Here is a 19,882-nt window from a genome sequence, read left to right as displayed (position 1 = left end):
GTCGCCAGCAATGCGCCCTGCACGGTCATCTGAATGAAAAAGGAAAACCAGACACCGAAAAACTTAACGCTGCATCCCCCACCGCTTCACCGTCACCCGCTCCAACGTGTCGAACACCAGGTTCTCCACCAGCAACCCGATCAGGATCACCACCGCCAACCCGGCAAAGACCTTGTCGGTGTACAGCTCATTGCGGTTCTGAAAGATGTACCAGCCCAACCCACCCTTGCCGCTGGTGGCGCCAAACACCAGTTCTGCGGCGATCAACGTGCGCCATGCAAACGCCCAGCCGATTTTCAACCCGGCGAGAATTGACGGCAGCGCGGCCGGAATCAGGATGAACAGCACGAAGCGCATGCCCTTGAGGCCGTAATTGCGCCCGGCCATGCGCAAGGTTTCCGAGACGCCGAGAAACCCGGCATAGGTGTTCAGGGCCAAGGCCCAAAGCACCGAATGCACCAGCACGAAAATCAGACTGTTCTGCCCCAGACCGAACCACAGCAATGCCAACGGCAGCAACGCAATCGCCGGCAGCGGGTTGAACATCGAGGTCAATGTACTGAGCAGGTCGCGACCGAACTGGGTCGATACCGCGAGGGTGGTCAGCGCGAACGCCAGGACGATGCCGATCAGGTACCCCTTGAGCAACACCACCAACGAAATCCAGACTTTGCCCAGCAGTTCACCACTGAGCAAGCCGTCGTACAGCGCACTAGCGGTTTGCACAAAACTCGGCAGCAACAGGTCGTTGCCTTGAACCCGGGCGACCACTTCCCACAGCACCGCCAACAACACAAGAATCAGGCTTTTACGAATCCAGCCCTGCTGCCACAGGCGTTGACCGAGCGGTAATTCACGCTCCAGCGGTACGCTTGTCAGCGGCTGTAAAACGGTTTCAAACTCTTCACGCGCAGATGATAAATGGCTCATCGGGCAGTCCTCTCAATGGCTCAATAAGCGATGCGAATGTCGGCGAAATCCAGCTCGCGTGCGGTTTCCGGCGACTGGCCTTCATCGAACAACAACCGATGAATGCGCCGCGCCGATTCCTGGAAAGCCACGCCGCCAAGGCTGTGCAAATCGTATTGATGGCTGTGGACTTCCGCCCGCACGCGCCCAGGGTGTGGCGACAGCAGCAGAATGCGATTGCCCACCACCAGCGCTTCTTCGATGGAGTGGGTGACGAACAGCAACGTGAAGCGCACCTCCTCCCAGAGCAGCAGCAATTCTTCCTGCATCTTGCGGCGAGTCAGTGCATCGAGGGCAGCGAAGGGTTCGTCCATCAGCAGGATTTTCGGTTGCATCGCCAGCGCCCGGGCAATCGCCACGCGTGCTTTCATGCCGCCGGACAACGTGTGCGGATAGGCATCGGCAAACGCCGCCAGACCGACCTTATCGAGGTAGTGCAGCGCCCGTTCTTCAGCCTCTTTGCGCTTCAGGGTTTTCGACGCGAGCAGCGGAAACATCACGTTCTGTTTGACGGTTTTCCACGGTGGCAGTTGATCGAATTCCTGGAACACCACGATCCGGTCCGGCCCCGGTGCGCTGACGGTCTGGCCTTGCAGGCGAATCTCGCCTTCACAGGGCTCGATGAACCCGGCGACCGCTTTGAGCAACGTCGATTTGCCGCAGCCGGAAGGGCCAAGCAATACGAAGCGGTCCGCCGGGTCGATTTCAAAACTGACTTGATGGGTCGCCCGAACCACACGCTGCGGCGTACGGTATTCGAGGCTGACGTTGTCGACCGACAGCAGCGCCTGGGCTGCCGTGGCCGGATTGCTGACCGTGTGGCCTTGCAAAGGGGCGTTCATTTCGATCAGCTCCCTTGCAGTGGCTTGGCGTCCTGGAAGAAGTAATCCTTCCACGAATCCGGTTTGTTTTTGATCGCGCCGACGCGGTAAAGGAACTCGGCCAGTGGATACGTATTCTTCGGCGTGACGCTGAATTCGAACTGCGGGTTGTCGATGATTTTCAGCAACGCGGCGCGATCGATTTTTGCCTTGGTGACGCGGATGTAAGTGTCGGCAGCCGCGCCTTTATCGTTCTGGGCAATCTCCGCCGCTTCGGTCAGCGCCGCGATGAAGGCCTTATAGGTTTTCGGGTTCTCTTCGCGGAATTTCTCGGTGGCGAACAGCACCGTCGGCGAGTTCGGGCCGAGCACGTCGTAGGAGTTCAACACCACGTGGACGTTGGGGTTGGCCAGTTCCTGATCCTGGAATGGCGGGTTGGAAAAGTGCCCGGACAACTCGGTGCCCCCGGCCACCAACGCGGCCGTGGCGTCTGGGTGCGGCACCGCGATGGTGTACTTGTCGAGGCGATTGAATTCCTTGTCACCCCACTGCTTGGCAGCCGCGTATTGCAGGAAGCGTGATTGCACCGACACACCCACCGCAGGCACCGCGATGCGGTCCTTCTCGGTGAAATCGGCGATGGTTTTTACCTTGGGGTTGTTGCTCACCAGGTAGTAAGGGAAGTTGCCGAGGGAGGCCACGGCTTTGACGTTCTGCTTGCCGTGGGTGCGATCCCAAATGGTCAGCAACGGGCCGACGCCCGCGCCAGCGATATCAATCGAACCGGAGAGCAGCGCATCGTTGACCGCCGCGCCTCCCGACAGCTGAGTCCAGTCGACCTTGATGTCGATGCCTTCCTGCTTGCCGTACTTCTCGATCAGGTTCTGATCGCGCACCACGTTGAGCAACAGGTAGACGATGCCGAACTGCTCGGCAATGCGAATTTCACCTTCGGCGTGGGCCGCGGTCGGCGCCACCAGGCTGCCGGCGATCAGGCTGAAACCCAGGCCGATGGCAGCTGCCAGCGGTGCAAATGGAAGACGTTTGGACATGATCAAATCTCCGACAAATCAGAAAGGCGCGTCGCCCTGGATGGTGGTGCGATACAGCTTGCGGCGCAGATGGCTTGGGCATCCGGCGGCAAGGTGAATCAGCGAGCGGTTGTCCCAGAACACCAGGTCGTGGGGCTGCCACTGATGGCGGTAGATGTTTTGCGGCAACACGCTGTGGGCGTAGAGTTCGTCGAGCAGTTGCTGGCTCTCGTCTTCCGGCAAACCGACGATGCGGGTGGTGAACCCTTCGCTGACAAACAACGCCTTGCGGCCGTTTTCCGGATGGGTGCGCACAATCGGATGAACCACTTCGGCGACCTGAGCCAGTTGCTCGGGCGTCAATGTCGGGCGCCAGTTGCCTTCGAATTTGGTTTCGCTGTAGCGCGCCGTGTAGGAGTGCGCCGCCGAGCGGCCTTCAACCGCATTGCGCAAGGCTTGCGGCAGATTGTCCCAGGCGTTGTGCATATCGGCGAACAAGGTGTCGCCGCCCTCGGACGGCAGCTCCTGGGCGTGCAGCATCGAACCCAGGCTGGGCAGTTCTTTGTAGGAAAGGTCGGAGTGCCAGAACTTGCCAGCGTCGCCGAGACCGATGGATTGGCCGTTTTCGATGATGTTGGAAACGATGAGGATTTCCGGATGCCCGGCCAGCAGGAATTGTTTGAGCACGTGAATCTGCAACACACCAAAACGACGACTGAAGGCGATTTGCTGCTCGGGGGTAATGCGCTGTTCGCGGAACACCACGACGTGATGATCCAGGTGCGCGCGGTGGATGCGGGCAAAGTCCTGGTCATTGATCGGGCGAGACAGGTCGAGACCGATAATTTCGGCACCGACAGCGCCACTGAACGGGCGGATATCGAAGGTCTGTGGCGCGATGCCTTGAGCGGCATGCCCTGAAGAGAAAGAGACGGCTGACATAAAAATCACTCCCACGCACGGCACGCTCAAGGGCGCGCACGTCGATCAAGAAACTCACGGAGGTCCCGTGTTGGTTCGTGTCGTGCGGCGCGCCGATTGGTCGGCAGGTACGCAGGAGATTGACTTTATAGATATAAGAATTGAAATTTAAATACCGTTAGCGAATAACGATATGGCTTTTGAGGTGTGTTGTCCTTGGCGCCGCCATCGCGAGCAAGCTCGGCTCCTACAGGAATTACCGGCGGCATTCCCACGCAGAGCGTGGGAACGATCATAACGCGATCCCTGTAGGAGCCGAGCTTGCTCGCAATGAGGCCGGCAGCCACAACCGGGAACTACCGCTCGTGCAGCGCCTCAGCCCGCGCCCGAATGATCGGCTTGAGCAAATAGCTGAGCACCGACTTCTTGCCGGTGATGATATCCACCGACGCCACCATCCCTGGAATGATCAGCAGCGGCTTTTCATCTGTCCCCAAGTGGCTGCGATCGGTGCGCAGCTTGATGATGTAGTACGTGGTTTTCTTGTCTTCATCGGTGATGGTGTCAGCACCGATCTGTTCGAGCTTGGCTTTGAGCCCACCATAAATGGTGTAGTCGTACGCCGTGAACTTCACCGTCGCCTCTTGCCCCGGGTGCAGGAAGGCGATGTCTTGCGGGCGGATTTTTGCCTCGACCAGCAAGGTGTCGTCCAGCGGCACGATTTCCACCAGGTCGCTGCCCGGCTGGATCACGCCGCCAATGGTATTCACCAGCAACTTGTTGACGATGCCGCGCACCGGCGATGTCACCAGCGTCCGGCTGACCCGGTCTTCCAGCGCTTTGCCGGTGGCCTGGGCCTTGTTCAGATCGGTGCGCGCTTCGTTGAGTTGGGTCAGGGCTTCACTGCGGAATTTGCCGCGCGTCTCGTCGATCTTGCGCTGCACTTCCTTGATCGCCGATTCGGCGCGAGGAATGGCCAGCGTCGTGGCGTCCAGTTGCCCGCGGGTTTCGACTTCGGCGCGCTTGAGTCGCAACACCTCGACCGGCGACACCGCACCCTGGGCCACCAGCGGCTCGGACATGCTGATTTCCTGACGTTGCAACGCCAGACCATTTCGGTACTGCGACTGCTTGGAGGTGAACTCGCGCAGCTCTTGCTGACGCTGGATCAACTGCTCCTGCAAACCACCGATTTCATCGTGCAGTTGCTGGCGACGGCTGGTGTACAGCGACTCTTCACTGGCGGCCTGACCGGGTACGGCTTTGAGCACATCGGCCGGAAAATTCAGCGGTCGGTCGTCGACTTCCGCGCTCAATCGCTCCACCCGCAGCAACATCGACAAGCGATCCGCTTCGGTTTCACCGACGTTGGAGGCAAAGCGCGTGTCGTCCAGGCGAAGAAGCGGCGCACCCGCCTCAACGATCTGCCCTTCCTTGACGAACAGTTCGGAGACGATACCGCCTTCAAGGTTCTGGATTTTCTGGATCTTGGACGAAGGAATCGCCTTGCCGTCGCCCTTGGTGACCTCATCGATCACGGCGTAATTGGCCCAGAGCATCAGGAACACGAAGAAGGCGATGATCGCCCAGATCGTCAGCCGCACCACACGCGGCGCGTCTTCGATCAGGGCTTTTTTAACCTCAGGCAATGGCTGCTCATGCAGCGACTCGGAGCCTTTGAAGTAACGACCGATAGAATCCTTGAAACCCGTCTTAAGCAACACTGATCTGCCCCTTCTTCAACGCTTCCATCACGGCGGCTTTCGGGCCATCGGCGAGAATCTGTCCACGGTCGATAACGATCAGGCGGTCCACCAACGACAACAGTGACGCCCGGTGCGTGACCAGCACCACGGTCTTGCTTTCAATCACCGCCGCGAGGCGTTGTTTGAGGCGTTCTTCGCCGGTGTTATCCATGGCGCTAGTGGGTTCGTCGAGCAGCAGCACCGGCGGGTCGAGCAGCAATGCGCGGGCCAGCGCAACGTTCTGGCGCTGACCGCCGGACAGGTTCTGCCCACGCTCACCGACTTGCAGTTCATAGCCTTGCGGGTGCAGGCGAGCGAACTCATGCACGCCTGCCAGTTCGGCGGCTTGCAGGACCAATTCGTCTTCGACATAACGTGCGCCCGACACCAGGTTGTCGCGCAAGGTGCCTGCCAGCAATTGGATGTCCTGGGCCACGTAGCCGATGTTGTGGCGCAATTCGCTCACGTCGATCTGCCGGATATCGACGCCATCCACCAACAGCGCGCCGTCGTCCGGCTGATACAGCCCAACCACCAGTTTGGCCAGAGAGCTTTTGCCCGAACCGCTGCGCCCGATGATGCCAATCTTCTCGCCGGGCTTGATGGTCACGTTGATGTTTTTCAGCGCCAGGTTCTGCTGGCCCGGGTAGGTGAAATTCAACTGCCGGCACTCGATGGCACCTTGCAATGTCTTGCGGCTCAGTGGGCGCTCTTCGAAGTTGCGCTCTTGCGGCAGCTCCATCATTTGATCGACCGAGGTCATGGTCACTCGCGCCTGCTGGTAACGGGTCAGCAGGCCGGACAACGAAGCCAGCGGGCTGAGGGCGCGACCGCTGAGCATGTAGCAGGCAATCAGGCCGCCCATGCTCAGGTTGCCGGCGATGATCTGGTACACGCCGAAGACGATCATGATCACCCCGGCCAGTTGCTGGATCAGCAAGGTGATGTTCATCGCCAGGCCGGAGAGCATTTTCACCCGCAGTTCGAGGCGACTGAGGGTGCCGATGGTCTGCTCCCACTGATACTGGCGTTCGCTTTCGGCGTTGTTGACCTTCACCGCGTCAAGGCCGGCAAGGGTTTCGATCAGGCTCGATTGCCGCTCGGCGCCCAGGGCCATGGTTCGTTCCATGGTCGCCACCAGCGGTTTCTGCAGGGCATAACCGATCAACAAGGCAATCGGGAATGCCAACACCGGAATCCACACCAGGTGCCCGCCGAGAATGGCAATGACCATGAAGATCAGCAGTGTAAACGGCAGATCGATCAGGCTGGTCAGCGTCAGCGAGGCGAGGAAGTCGCGCAGGCTCTGAAACTCATGGATGTTCTGGGCAAAGCTGCCGACCCGGGCCGGTCGGTATTTCATGGCCATACCGACGATGCGCTCGAACAACGTGGCGGAGATGATCAGGTCGGTTTTTACCGGCCAGGTCCAGGCACAAGCTGCGCAAGCTTTTGAGGATCAGGTCGAACAAATAAGCGCCAGTGATGCCGATGGCCAAGACCCACAGGGTCGATTCGGCCTGGTTCGGTACAACGCGGTCGTAGACGTTCATCACGAACAGCGGCGCGGCCATGGCGATGATGTTGATCAGGAAACTCGCGGCGATGGCGTCGGCGTACAGCCAGCGCGAGCGCTTGAGGGTGTCGCGAAACCACGAGCGCGCGCGCGGGATCAGCGTGCCGTGATTGACGTCGAATTTATGCTGGGGTTGGGCGAAAAACACTTTGCCGGTGTAGTCGTCGGCCAGCAATTGGCGGCTGACAACACTTTCGCCACCATCGCTTTCGCTGAGCAACACGCGAGCCTGATCGTCACCCTGCCAGCCGAGGAGAACGGCGCTGCGACCCTCCTTGAGTAACAGCAACGCCGGCATCGCGATCGCCGGGATCTGCTCAAGCTTGCGTTGCAACACCCGCCCTTGCAGGCCGGCGCGCGCGGCTGCGCGGGGCAGCAATTCGACGCTCAGGCGTTGCTTGGGCAACGGCAGGCCGGTGGTCAACATCGCGGCGCTGGCCGGCTTCTGATGCAGAGTGCAGAGGGCTAGCAAGCCATCCAGTAACGGATCGTCATGCAGCGTGCGTGGATCATGGATGAGTTCGACTCGACTGACTTCTGATTCCACGCTCGACACTCTTGGCTAACGGTAAAAAGGGAGGACTCAATTCATCCCGGGGAGCTGAACCTGCGGCTTCACGTTGTTCCGCACAATGGCGGCCAACAGTGCGACCACTCCCTGGCCCTTGAGCAACTTGCCCATGGTCGCCTTGATTCGGTATTGAGTAAATAAATGAATGTTTTTGATCTCCGCGGATTATTGACGCCCCACTTCACTGGACGTCGAAAAGCCGTCGAAAACCTTTTGTGACAAACGCAAATTCGACTCGCTACGGTTCAGTGTCTCCCAACGACTATTATTTGAAGCCTCTCGCGTAGTGACGTTGTCACTGTCGTCACGAACATAACCGCCCAGCAGGTCAACCCGTGGAAGGTATCCCCCTTTAACCGCCTTTAACTGATAATCCGCGGCTAATCGACTATTAACACCTGCCTGGATTTCCGAATGGACATCCAGCGCCTGTTGCATGGTCTGCGCAATGGCTGTGCCTTAACAAACGTGGCGGCTAGAGCGAAGGGTAAAGCCTTGAACAGTTGCAGACGGACGGTTCGAATTTCCCGCAACTACTTGTCGTGAATCACCTCACAACGCACGGCCGCGGCGGATGATGGCATCTGGCGCGACCGTATGTCGGAAAGTTTAAAGTTCGAACTGGATCACACTCGGCAGGACAACTCTGCAGGCAAATATCAATGTGACATTACGGGGTCGAGTGTTTAGGATGACAACTGCAAGGTCAATAGTTTGGCATATAGTTAATAGCGAAAAAACATAGACGGTTTATTGACGAATAACCGCGTCAAAGTTGCGTCTACCCTGTTTCAATGTACGCCAGGACTGGTCAGGCAAAAGAGCCGGCAGGTCATGGAAGTCAACTGAATGCGTTACCCGGAGAGTCTTCAATGAGCAGTGTTGTTGCCATCGTCAAAAGCATTGTTGGTCAAGTTTTCGCGGTGTCCCCTGAGGGCGTCCGTCGTGTACTCATTGAAGGCGATCGGCTGTTGGTTGGCGATCAGATAGACACTGGCGCATCGGGTGCCGTAACGCTCGAACTGGCTGATGGCCGGACCCTGGACCTGGGCCGCGATACCCAGTGGAGCGGCAGCCAGCCAGACTCCGGCGCCGACCTTGCGCAAGCAACCGCTCAAGCCGCGCCGTCGGTTGACGAACTGCAACAAGCCATCGTGGCCGGTGCCGACCCGACCACCGACCTCGAAGCCACCGCCGCCGGCCCTACCGCCGCCGGCCCTACCGCTGCCGGCACGGGCGGCGCGGCAGGTGGGGGCCACAGTTTCGTGATGCTGGATGCAACCGCTGGCCGGGTGGACCCGACCATTGGTTTCCCGACCGCAGGCTTTGGCACCGCGGCTTTGGCTGCACAGGACACTTTCGGCGGCCAGACAGCCGACACCAACCCGAACCCGCAACGTGAGTCGACCCTGAGCCTGAGCGCCACGCCGACCATCACCGAGGCCGGCGGCGTACTGGTTTACACCGCGACCCTGACCCAGGCGCCGCTGACCGACCTGACCATCACCTTGTCCAACGGCGCAGTGATCGTCATCCCGGCCGGCCAATTGACGGGCACCGTCAACGTGCCATTCGCGCCGAACGACACCGTTTATAACGACCCGACCCAGATCGACGTGACCGTTACCGGCACCACAGGCGGCAACGGCATCATCGTCACCCCGCCGACAACGCCAGCCGTGACCCAGGTCACCGACACCGTCGACACCACCACCGTCACCCTGAGCGCTGCCGCCAGCGTGACCGAAGGTGGCGTGATCACGTACACCGCGACCCTGACCAACCCGGCTCAGACCCCGGTGACCATCACCCTGTCCAACGGCTCGACCATCACCATCGACGCCGGCAACACCACGGGCACTGTCAACGTGCCTACCGCCGCCAACGACGTCTATAACAATGGCAGCACCGTCACCACCACGATTACCGGCGCCACGGGCGGCAACTTCGAGAACCTGGTGCCGAGTACGACACCGGCCGTGACCACCATCACCGACTCCAGGGACGACACAGGCCTCAGCCTGTCGGCGTCCTCCGAAGTGGCCGAAGGCGGCCAAATTCTATACACCGCGACCCTGACCAACCCGGCGGGCACCCCCGTCACCGTTACGTTGAGCAACGGTGCGGTGATCACCATCGCGGCCGGCGCCACTACGGGCAGCGTAAGCGTTCCGGCGCCAGCCGATGACGTCTACAAAGACGCCGGCAAAGTCGAAGTCACTATCAAGGACGCCGCAGGCGGCAACCTCGAAAACCTGGTCACCGACCCGGCGGCAGCAGTCACCAGCGTCACCGACACGATCGATACCAGCACCGTGTCGCTGACCGCCACCGCCGACGTTGCGGAGGGGGGCACGGTCGTTTACACCGCGTCCGTTACCGCGCCTGTGACCGGTTTGCCAGTGGTTGTGACCCTGTCCAACGGCCAGACCATCACCATTCCCGTCGGTGAAAGCAGCGCCAGCGTGAACTTCACTGCGCCGAACGATGCACTGGCCGGCGGCAGCTCTCTGAGCGTCACGATCGACGACGCCAAGGGCGGTAACTACGAGAAGCTGGAAGTCGACGGCAAGTCGGCGGACACCTCCGTCACCGATACCCAGGACACCACCACAGTCAGCTTGACGGCAACTGAGTCGGTCGCTGAAGGCGGTTCCATCGTCTACACCGCGAACCTGACCAACGCTGCCGGCACGGCCATGACCGTGACCCTGAGCAACGGCGCGGTGATCAACATCGCGGCAGGCGCCACCAGCGGCTCCGTGACCTTCGCCGCACCGAAAGATGACGTTTACAAAGACGCCGGCCAAGTCGAAGTCACCATCAAGGACACCACGGGCGGCAACTTCGAAAATCTGGTCAAGGATCCGTCAGCCGCAGTCACCAGCGTGACCGACACCGTCGACACCACCACCGTCTCTCTGACCGCCACCGGCAACGTCAACGAAGGTGGTTCGATTGTTTACACCGCGACCCTGACCAACCCGGCCGGCACGCCAGTGACCGTGACCCTGAGCAACGGCGCGACCATCACCATCGATGCCGGTAAAACCACCGGCACCGTCAAAGTCGATGCGCCGAAGGACGACGTCTACAAAGACGCCGGCAAAGTCGAAGTCACCATCAAGGATGCGGCTGGCGGCAACTTCGAAAACCTGGTCAAGGACCCGGCCCCGGCCGTGACCAACGTGGCTGATACCACCAACACCACACGCCTGAGCCTCAGCGCCGACTTGGTGGTCCTTGAAGGTTCGCACATCACCTACACCGCGACCCTGAGCAACGCCGCGCAAACCCCGGTGACCATCAAGCTGAGCAACGGCGAGACCATTACCATTGCCGCCGGCCAGACCAAAGGCTCGGTGACCATCGCGGCGCCGAGCGACGACGTCTACCGCGACCCTGATCTGCTCACCGTGAAGATGACCGACGCCAGCGGCGGCAACTTCGAAAAACTCGACGTCAGCAAGGTACCCGTCACCACCCTCGTCGTTGACACCATCAACACGACGTCGCTGTCCCTGTCGGCCAGCCACACCGTCAACGAAGGTGGCCAGATCACCTACACCGCCACCCTGAGCAACCCGACAGACACGGCCATGACCGTGAAGTTGAGCAACGGCGCGGTCATCCAGATCGCCGCCGGCGCGGCCAGCGGTTCGGTCAACTTCGCGGCACCGGCTGACACGCCGTACGTCGATGGCGGCAAAGTCGCAGCGATCATCGTCAGCCAAAGCGGTGGCAACTTCGAAAACGTCGCGGTCAATTACACCCCAGCGGTGACTACCGTCACCGATACAACAGACACCACCGGCCTGAAACTGAGCGCCACCGCTTCGGTGGCCGAAGGCGGCACTATCGTCTACACCGCGACATTGACCAATGCCGCCGGCACCGCCATGAGCGTGACGCTGAGCAATGGCGTGGTGATCCATATTGCCAAGGGTGCGCTCACCGGTTCGGTGAACTACGCCGCGCCATCGGATGACGTCTACAAAGACGCCGGCCAAGTCCAAGCCAGCATCACCAAGACCACGGGCGGCGACTTCGAGAACCTGGTCGCCGACAAGACACCAGCAGTCACTGACGTCACCGATACCATCAACAATGTAGTTGCCAAACTGACGGTGGATAACTCCAGCGTCACCGAAGGCGGCCAGATCACCTACACCGTGACCCTGACCAGCGCCGATGGCCTGCCGGTCAACAATCACGGCGACCTGAGCTTCACCCTGACTGACGGCACCGTGGTTAACATCGCCGCTAACCAAATTAGCGGCAGCACCGTGGTGACCACCCAAGACAACCACTCCGTTAATCAGCCGGTGACGGTGGTTAATCAACTGACGGGCGTCACGGGCACCAACAACTACGAAAACCTGGTCCTCGGCACCGACAAGACCAGCGTCACCATCACCGACAACGACCACGCGCCAGTCTCCGCTGGCGGTGCGGTCACCGGCCTCGAAGATTCGACCATCACCCTGAGCTGGAACGACTTCAAGGTCACCGACGTCGATAACGACAGCCCGTTGGGCATCACCATCACTCAGGTCGAGGGCGGTGGCACCCTGTTCTTCAACGGCGTGCCGGTCACCTTGGGCCAGACCATCAGCCAGGCCGATATTGCCGCAGGCAAACTGACGCTCCACCCCGGCGTCAACGAATCAGGCGCGGACGGTTACGGTGGTTCGGACATCGGCAACAAGGCAGTCGACTACGCGCAGATCAAGTTCACGCCTACCGACGGTTTCAACCAGGGCACTGAAGCGACGTTGAAAGTCGACATCACCCCGGTGGCGGATTCGCCAACGCTGAACGTCGCCGGCAACAACGTCACTTCAACGGGCTTGATCAAGGACGTCTGGACCGGCCTGTCCGGCCTTGGCACCAGCGGGAGTGGTGCGCCATCCGATACGCTGAAATCGGTGATCGATGCCGCCGGCAAACCGAACAGCAGCAGCACCGTCAGCAACGTGCAATCCAGTGGCGACGTTGCCGCCGGCACCGCGTCGAAAACTTCCGGCCTGATCTACCTCGAAGCCGGCAAGACTTACACCTTCAGTGGCACCGGCGATGACAGCCTGCTGGTGACCATCGGTGGCAAGAACGTGGCGGCCATTACGTGGGGCGCGGGTGCGAACTTGAACGGTTCGTTCACCCCGAGCACCAGTGGTTACTACACCCTGGACATCTACCACCACAATCAGAATGGCCCGGGCAACTATGACGTCAACCTGTCGGTCAACGGTGGTGCGGCAGTCGACCTGAGCAGCGCTGGCGTGCCGCTGTACACCGGCGTGGCGGATCTGGCCGCTGCCGGCGTGACAGTTTCCGACCTGCACGGCAGCAATGGCGAAGGCTATTACGATGGCTACAAACTCAACGAAGGCGCGCAAGGTACCAGCGTTCATCTGTCCGCCATCAACACGGCGCTGACCGACACCGACGGCTCCGAAAGCCTGAGCGTGAAAATCAGCGGCATCCCGGCGGGCTCGGTACTCACCGATGGCGCCGGCCATACCTTTACCGCGACCGCGACCTCTGGCGAAGCCAACGTCAGCGGCTGGAACCTCGGTTCTCTGACCCTGACCCCGCCGGCGTCCTACACCGGCCAGTTCAACCTGACCGTGACGTCGACCTCCACCGAGTCCCTCGGCGGTTCGGCGCCAAGCACCGCGACGATCCCGGTCACGATTTACCCGCCGGCTTCCGTCAGCGAAGTGGTCGCGACCCTCACGGTGGATAAGACCACCGTGGCTGAAGGCGGCCAGATCACTTACACCGTGACCCTGTCCAATAAAGACGGCATCGCCATCAACAGTCACGGCGAACTGACCTTCAAACTGTCCGACGGCACCCTTGTCACCGTGCCAGCCGACAAGACGTCCGGCTCGTTCACCATCACCGCCCCGGACGACATTCTGATGGGCGGTCAACCGTCCATCGTCAACAAAATCGAAAGCGTCAGCGGTGCAGATCACTTCGAAGAACTGACCCTGAGTCAGAACTCGTTGAAAACCAATGTGACTGACGAAGCCGGTTCGGGAACCTCAATCGACAACCACGGCGACCAGGTCGGCATCACCATCGTCGGCAACGGCGCGGTGCTGGAAAACCAGGCCCCGAGCTTCACCGTCAAGCTCGACAAGGCCCAGGATGTTGCCCTGACCGTGACGTTGAGCAACGGCCAGACCGTGACCTTCGCCGCGGGCGAAACGGAAAAAACCCATACCCTGTCGCCTCAGGGCGAAGACGTCTACAACGACGGCAGCACCGTGACGCTGGGCATCAGCGGCGCGACTTCCGGTGGCACCGCACTGGAAAATCTGGTGATGGGTAACCCGGCGTCGGTGATCATCACCGACACCACCAGCGAAGTCATCGCCAAACTGACCGTGGACAAAACCACCGTCACCGAAGGCGGTCAGGTCACCTACACCGTGACCTTGACCAACAAGGACGGCATCGCCATCGGCAACCACGATGCGCTGACCTTCAAGCTCACCGACGGCACCTTCATCACCGTGCCGGCCAACAGCACCAGCGGTTCCGCGACCGTGGCCACCCATAACGACGTGTACACCGGCGGCCAGCCGTCGCTGGTCAACAAGCTCGAATCGGTGACAGGCAGCGGCAACTTCGAAAAGCTGACCCTGAGCGACACCCAACTGACCACCACGGTTACCGATGAGCCTTCGGACCAAGGCGACAGGACCACCGTGGGTATCAGCGGCGACACGTCGGTGAACGAAGGCCAGGCTGCGCATTACACACTGACCCTGAGTAATACCGCTCAGACCGATGTGTTCGTCACCCTGAAGTACAGCGGCACCGCGACCAATGGCGTGGACTACTCCGGTGTGCTCGTCGTCAAGATTGCGGCCAACAGCAATAGCGCCGGGTTCGATATCAACACCGCGCATGACAAGCTGGTCGAAGGAACCGAGAACTTCAAGGTCACCATTGATTCGGTCAGCGGCGGCAACTTCGAGAACCTGGGTATCGACTCGGGCCACAAAGATGTCAGCACAAACATCATCGACAACGACCACGCGCCCGTCTCCGCCGGCGGTGCGGTCACCGGCCTCGAAGATTCGACCATCACCCTGACCTGGAACGACTTCAAGGTCACCGACGTCGATAATGACAGCCCACTGGGCATCACCATCACTCAGGTGGCGGGCGGTGGCACCCTGTTCTTCAACGGTGTGCCGGTCAGCTTGGGCCAGACCATCAGCCAGGCCGATATTGCCGCCGGCAAACTGACGTTCCGCCCCGGCGTCAACGAATCAGGCGCGGACGGTTACGGTGGTTCGGGCATCGGCAACAAGGCCGCCGACTACGCGCAAATCAAGTTCACGCCTACCGACGGCTTCAACCAGGGCACCGAAGCGACCCTGAAAGTCGATATCACCCCGGTGGCGGATGCGCCAACACTGAACGTCGCCAGCAACAACGTCACTTCGACGGGCTTGATCAAGGACGTCTGGACCGGCCTGACCGGCCTGGGCACCAACGGCAACGGCGCGCCAACCGATACGCTGAAATCGGTGATCGATGCCGCCGGCAAACCGAACAGCAGCAGCACCGTCAGTAACGTGCAATCCAGTGGCGATGTTGCCGCCGGCACCGCGTCGAAAACCTCCGGCCTGATCTACCTCGAAGCCGGCAAGACTTACACTTTCAGCGGCACCGGCGATGACAGTCTGCTAGTGACCATCGGCGGCAAAAGTGTGGCCAGCGCCTTGTGGGGCGCGGGTGGCGGCTTGAACGGTTCGTTCACCCCGAGCACCAGCGGTTACTACACCCTGGACATCTACCACCACAACCAAAGCGGCCCGGGCAGCTATGACGTCAACCTGTCGGTCAACGGCGGTGCGGCAGTCGACCTGAGCAGCGCGGGCGTGCCGCTGTATACCGGCGTGGCGGACCTGGCGGCTGCCGGCGTGACGGTTTCCGACCTGCACGGCACCAACGGTGAAGGCTATTACGATGGCTACAAACTCAACACCGGAGCCGAAGGCACCAGCGTTCATCTGTCCGCAATCACCACGAATCTGACCGACACCGACGGCTCCGAAAGCCTGAGCGTGAAAATCAGTGGCATCCCGGCGGGCTCGGTACTCACCGATGGCGCCGGTCACACCTTCACCGCCACCGCGACGTCCGGCGAAGCCAACGTCACCGGCTGGAACCTCGGCTCCCTGAGCGTGACCCCGCCGCCGTACTACAACGGTCAGTTCAACCTGACCGTGACGTCGACCGCCACCGAGTCTCTCGGCGGCTCGGCGCCAAGCACCGCGACGATACCGGTCACGGTTTACCCGGCGGTCTATAACGCGGTCACGGCCACGGCAGCCAGTGACATCCTCACCGGCACTGACGGCAACGACATCATAGTCGCCGACATCGGCGGCCTGACCGTGGTCCCAGGCACCAACTACAACATCGCGTTCATGGTCGACAGTTCGGGCAGCATGAGTTCGTCGTCGATCAACGCCGCCAAAGACTCGCTGACGTCGGTGTTCAACACCCTCAAGCAGAGCATGGGCGGCAACTCAGGAACGGTGAACATCTTCCTGGTGGACTTCGATACCCAGGTCAACAGATCGGTATCGGTCGACCTGAAAAATCCGGATGCCCTGACCTTGCTCAAATCGGTACTGGACTCGATGTCGTCCGGCGGCGTGACCAACTACGAAGATGTATTCAAAACCACGGCCAACTGGTTCCAGAGCGCCGCCGCCGTGGCCAACACCGGGGCGAAGAACCTCACGTACTTCATCACCGACGGCCAGCCGAACTACTACCAGACGGGCGAGCAGCCCAACCCGACGCTGTACGGTAGCGTGACGCTCGATGACGTGGTGAAAACCAGCAATTACAAGCCGGGCGATACCTTCTCCACGACAATCGACAGTACTCACAAACTGACCATCGACAGTGACGGGTTTGCGACGCTGTACACCTTGGTAGGCTCCAAGAACTGGAAAGCCAGCGACGTGGGCACCATTCACGCGCAGGGCGATGGTACTTACGAGTTGTCGACCCTGACGGACAGCGGCAATACACAGACCCTCGTCGATAACTCCACCTCCAGCTTCGCGCTGCTGAGCAATGTGTCCAACGTTGAAGCCATTGGTCTGAACAAGGGTGTCACCCTTACCGACCTGAAACCGTACGACTCGGACCATGCGCCGCAAACCAACATTGATCCGAGTAACCTGGCCAACTCGATCATCGGTCACACCGAAGCGACGCAACCAGGTTCCGACACGGTCAATGGCGGTGACGGCAATGACATCCTGTTCGGCGACCTCGTGAGCTTCAACGGCGTTGCCGGCGAGGGTTATCAGGCGATGCAGGCGTTCGTTGCCCAGCAGACCGGCGTCGACGTCAGCAAAGTCACCACCAGCAACGTGCACCAGTTCATCACCGAGCACTACACCGCGTTTGATGTGTCCGGCGCCCATGACGGCAGCGACACATTGTTGGGCGGCGCGGGTAACGACATCCTCTTCGGCTCGGGGGGCAACGACAGCCTCGACGGCGGCAAGGGTAATGACATCCTGCTCGGCGGCACTGGCAACGACTCGCTGATGGGCGGCCAGGGCAACGACATCCTGATTGGCGGTTCGGGTGGCGACACCTTCGTGTGGAAGTCTGGCGACACCGGTAATGACGTGATCAAGGACTTCAAGGCCAGCGAAGGTGACCGCATTGACCTGGGTGATCTGTTGCAGGGCGAGAGCGGCAGCACCATCGACAACTTCCTGAAAATCAGCACCGTCGATGGCGTGTCGTCGCTGCAAGTCAGCTCGGGCGGCAAGTTCAACTCCGGCGACGCGGCAGCCGCAACACCGGACGTGACGATCAAGCTCGAAGGCAACAACTGGTCCAGCGCCAACATCAACTCGTTGATTGCCGGCAGCGACCCGACCATCAAAATCGACCACAACAATAGCTGATCAAACGAAAAACGGCCGCCCTTATGGGGCGGCCGTCACGTTTGCGACCTTCACCACGGTGACGATTTCGTCGCCGCACCGCATACTCGCGTCCAGTTGGCCTATGCTGCTGACAGCATGACGCTGGTCCATTTCTGAGGGATGCTCAATGTTCTACGTGCAACGCGATGCGCAAGGCCAGTTAGTGCGCGTGGAAGCCGCGGCCTACGCCGAGGCCACGGAAACGCTGCCGGCTGACCACCATGAAATCCAGGCCTGGTATGCCAACGAAGTGATGGAGACCAGCCTCAAACAGCTCAAGCAGAGCGACCTGGAAATGATCCGGGTACTCGACGACTTGATCCAGGTGCTGACCAGCAAAGGCGTGATCCGCGTCACCGACCTGCCGCCAGCGGCACAGGCCAAGTTGATGGACCGGACCCAGGCCCGTGAAGCCTTGGGCGGATTGAGTCATTTGATTGATGATGAAGAGACGGGGTTGATCTAAGGCCCCGCCTTTTTTGGTGTCTGTTCTGGCGCCATCGCGAGCAAGCTCGCTCCCACAGTTGATCTTCAGTGAACACAGTTTGTGTGAACGACTGAAGACCAATGTGGGAGCGAGCTTGCTCGCGATGGCGGCCTTCAATTCACCTCAAAACCATCCCGCTAAACCTTGACCGACCCCGGCGCCAACTCTGGCGATTCAAGGAGATCCAGCGCTCGCTCCACCAGTAAATGAACCCCATCGGCCATTCGGCTAATCGCTAGCGCAACGCAGCGGCGTGAGCCTTCTACATCGTCTGCAAGATCGGCGGCGATGGCGCTGATGGAGCGCAGGTCTTCGGAGGCGTTGGCGAGAAGGGCTTCGGTGGGGATGTCGGGGGAGACAGTAAAGAGGTGCCTCTGCGGGGAGAAGGCGGATTTGGCGTTACTTTGAACATAAGAAAAACTCCTAAACAGTCAGTTAAGACCGTCACCGTTCACTTGCACGCGAATAGGGTGGCGGCCGTGCGCAGGTGTGCAAGACCGGGACTGTTTAGGACACCCAGCAGATCCGAAGATCTCCTGCGCGCAGCCGCCATAAAGCAGCGAGCATACAAATGCTCATCGTGAGATATGGCAATACGCAACCTAAACAGTTTGGTCGGACTTGCACGTCCGTGTCACCGAATTTTCAGTGACAAGGCCAGACTAGACCTGCGCATTACCCGGAACAAGTTCACCAAAACCGACGCAACTCGCAGGAAATATCCTAGGAATTTGCCTTCAGATTTTTCGGTGGCTGCACTGACGCCATCGCGAGCAAGCTCGGCTCCTACAGGGATTTCGGTCGTTCCAGATCGTTCCCACGCTCCGCGTGGGAATGCCTCAAGGGACGCTCCGCGTTCCGGTTCCAGCCTCGCCACCGGCATTTCGCCTGGCACCGATGTGACGCAGAGCGTCACGGGCTGCGTTCCCACGCAGAGCGTGGGAACGATCAAGAACTAGCCTGGCAATCCTTCCGAACCCGGCGCCAACTCTGGCGATTCAAGGTGATCCAGCGCCCGCTCCACCAATAAATGAACCCCATCGGCTATCCGGCTAAGCCCCAGCGCGACACAGCGGCGTGAGCCTTCGACATCGTCTGCAAGATCGGCGGCGATGGCGCTGATGGAGCGCAGGTCTTCTGAGGCGTTGGCGAGAAGGGCTTCGGTGGGGATGTCGGGGGAGACGGTGAAGAGATGGCCTCTGCGGGGAGAAGGCGGATTGGGCGTTACTTTGAACATGGCGTGGTCTCAATGATTACAAAGAGGCTGACCCGGTTCGCTTGCACGCGAATAAGGTGGCAGCTATGTGCGGGGTGCAAGACCGAGTAACCGACGCCCTAACCTCGGCAGACCCGAAGGTCTCCCGCACACAGCCGCCATAAAGCCGCCATAAAGCAATCGCAACAAGCATGAAAAATGCCTGATGAACGGCCAGAGGCAGTGTTTGGATGTGGTTTTTACCCGGACTTGCACGTCCGCGTCACCAATTATTCAGTGACAAGGCCAGACTAGACCTGCGCATTACCCGGAACAAGTTCACCAAAACCGACGCAACTCGAAGGAAGTCTCCTAGGAATTTGCCTTCAGATTTTCCGGTGACTGCACGGACGCCATCGCGAGCAAGCTCGGCTCCTACAGAGATTTTGGTCGTTCACACACGTTTCCAGATCGTTCCCACGCTCTGCGTGGGAATGCCTCAAGGGACGCTCCGCGTTCCGGTTCCAGCCTCGTCATCCCCTGTAGGAGTGAGCCTGCTCGCGATAGCGGTATC

General features: G+C 60.2%; 8 protein-coding genes and 3 pseudogenes. 2 read left to right on the top strand and 9 right to left on the bottom strand.

Features of this window, described 5'->3' with window-relative positions:
• Nucleotides 1–63 precede the first annotated feature (63 nt).
• The 7 genes and pseudogenes from AB4N76_RS14795 to AB4N76_RS14765 form a co-directional block, all read right to left on the bottom strand.
• Nucleotides 64–930 (bottom strand): ABC transporter permease, encoded by an 867-nt coding sequence (locus tag AB4N76_RS14795; RefSeq protein ID WP_077430941.1) that lies wholly within the window; start codon nucleotides 928–930, stop codon nucleotides 64–66.
• Nucleotides 931–950: 20 nt separating this feature from the next.
• Nucleotides 951–1,811 (bottom strand): ABC transporter ATP-binding protein, encoded by an 861-nt coding sequence (locus AB4N76_RS14790; RefSeq protein WP_046033210.1) that lies wholly within the window; start codon nucleotides 1,809–1,811, stop codon nucleotides 951–953.
• A 5-nt stretch (nucleotides 1,812–1,816) separates the two neighbouring features.
• Nucleotides 1,817–2,842: an ABC transporter substrate-binding protein gene (locus AB4N76_RS14785; protein ID WP_460164594.1), complete on the bottom strand. Its 1,026-nt coding sequence runs from the start codon at nucleotides 2,840–2,842 to the stop codon at nucleotides 1,817–1,819.
• 18 nt (nucleotides 2,843–2,860) lie between these two features.
• Nucleotides 2,861–3,763: a TauD/TfdA dioxygenase family protein gene (locus tag AB4N76_RS14780; RefSeq protein WP_460164593.1), complete on the bottom strand. Its 903-nt coding sequence runs from the start codon at nucleotides 3,761–3,763 to the stop codon at nucleotides 2,861–2,863.
• 335 nt (nucleotides 3,764–4,098) lie between these two features.
• Nucleotides 4,099–5,466 (bottom strand): HlyD family type I secretion periplasmic adaptor subunit, encoded by a 1,368-nt coding sequence (locus tag AB4N76_RS14775; protein ID WP_046033207.1) that lies wholly within the window; start codon nucleotides 5,464–5,466, stop codon nucleotides 4,099–4,101.
• Nucleotides 5,456–7,610: pseudogene (locus tag AB4N76_RS14770) on the bottom strand (type I secretion system permease/ATPase). Before AB4N76_RS14770 ends, AB4N76_RS14775 begins: the two are co-directional and overlap by 11 nt.
• 192 nt (nucleotides 7,611–7,802) lie before the next feature.
• Nucleotides 7,803–8,158 (bottom strand): annotated as a pseudogene (locus AB4N76_RS14765) (TolC family protein); the annotation flags it as partial.
• A gap of 270 nt (nucleotides 8,159–8,428) precedes the next feature.
• Between AB4N76_RS14765 and AB4N76_RS14760 the strand changes: the two are divergent.
• The gene (locus AB4N76_RS14760; protein ID WP_460164592.1) at nucleotides 8,429–17,605 is read left to right on the top strand and encodes a retention module-containing protein; all 9,177 of its coding nucleotides are present in this window, start codon (nucleotides 8,429–8,431) and stop codon (nucleotides 17,603–17,605) included.
• 148 nt (nucleotides 17,606–17,753) lie between these two features.
• Nucleotides 17,754–18,092 (top strand): hypothetical protein, encoded by a 339-nt coding sequence (locus AB4N76_RS14755; protein ID WP_007948790.1) that lies wholly within the window; start codon nucleotides 17,754–17,756, stop codon nucleotides 18,090–18,092.
• Nucleotides 18,093–18,250: 158 nt separating this feature from the next.
• Here AB4N76_RS14755 and AB4N76_RS14750 read toward each other — a convergent pair.
• A pseudogene (locus tag AB4N76_RS14750) lies at nucleotides 18,251–18,481 on the bottom strand (DUF6124 family protein); the annotation flags it as partial.
• A 587-nt stretch (nucleotides 18,482–19,068) separates the two neighbouring features.
• Nucleotides 19,069–19,350 (bottom strand): DUF6124 family protein, encoded by a 282-nt coding sequence (locus AB4N76_RS14745; protein ID WP_460164591.1) that lies wholly within the window; start codon nucleotides 19,348–19,350, stop codon nucleotides 19,069–19,071.
• Between the last annotated feature and the right edge of the window lie 532 nt (nucleotides 19,351–19,882).

This window comes from Pseudomonas sp. S2_F03 (assembly GCF_054668335.1).
The sequence above is the reverse complement of the archived record's forward strand: the minus strand, read 5'-3'. Positions and strand labels throughout refer to the sequence as shown.

Excerpts from the sequence above, each read along its gene's own strand:
- AB4N76_RS14795 (WP_077430941.1), bottom strand. The coding sequence starts at position 930 with ATGAGCCATTTATCATCTGCGCGTGAAGAGTTTGAAACCGTTTTACAG.
- AB4N76_RS14790 (WP_046033210.1), bottom strand. The coding sequence starts at position 1,811 with ATGAACGCCCCTTTGCAAGGCCACACGGTCAGCAATCCGGCCACGGCA.
- AB4N76_RS14785 (WP_460164594.1), bottom strand. The coding sequence starts at position 2,842 with ATGTCCAAACGTCTTCCATTTGCACCGCTGGCAGCTGCCATCGGCCTG.
- AB4N76_RS14780 (WP_460164593.1), bottom strand. The coding sequence starts at position 3,763 with ATGTCAGCCGTCTCTTTCTCTTCAGGGCATGCCGCTCAAGGCATCGCG.
- AB4N76_RS14760 (WP_460164592.1), top strand. The coding sequence starts at position 8,429 with ATGTACGCCAGGACTGGTCAGGCAAAAGAGCCGGCAGGTCATGGAAGT.
- AB4N76_RS14755 (WP_007948790.1), top strand. The coding sequence starts at position 17,754 with ATGTTCTACGTGCAACGCGATGCGCAAGGCCAGTTAGTGCGCGTGGAA.
- AB4N76_RS14745 (WP_460164591.1), bottom strand. The coding sequence starts at position 19,350 with ATGTTCAAAGTAACGCCCAATCCGCCTTCTCCCCGCAGAGGCCATCTC.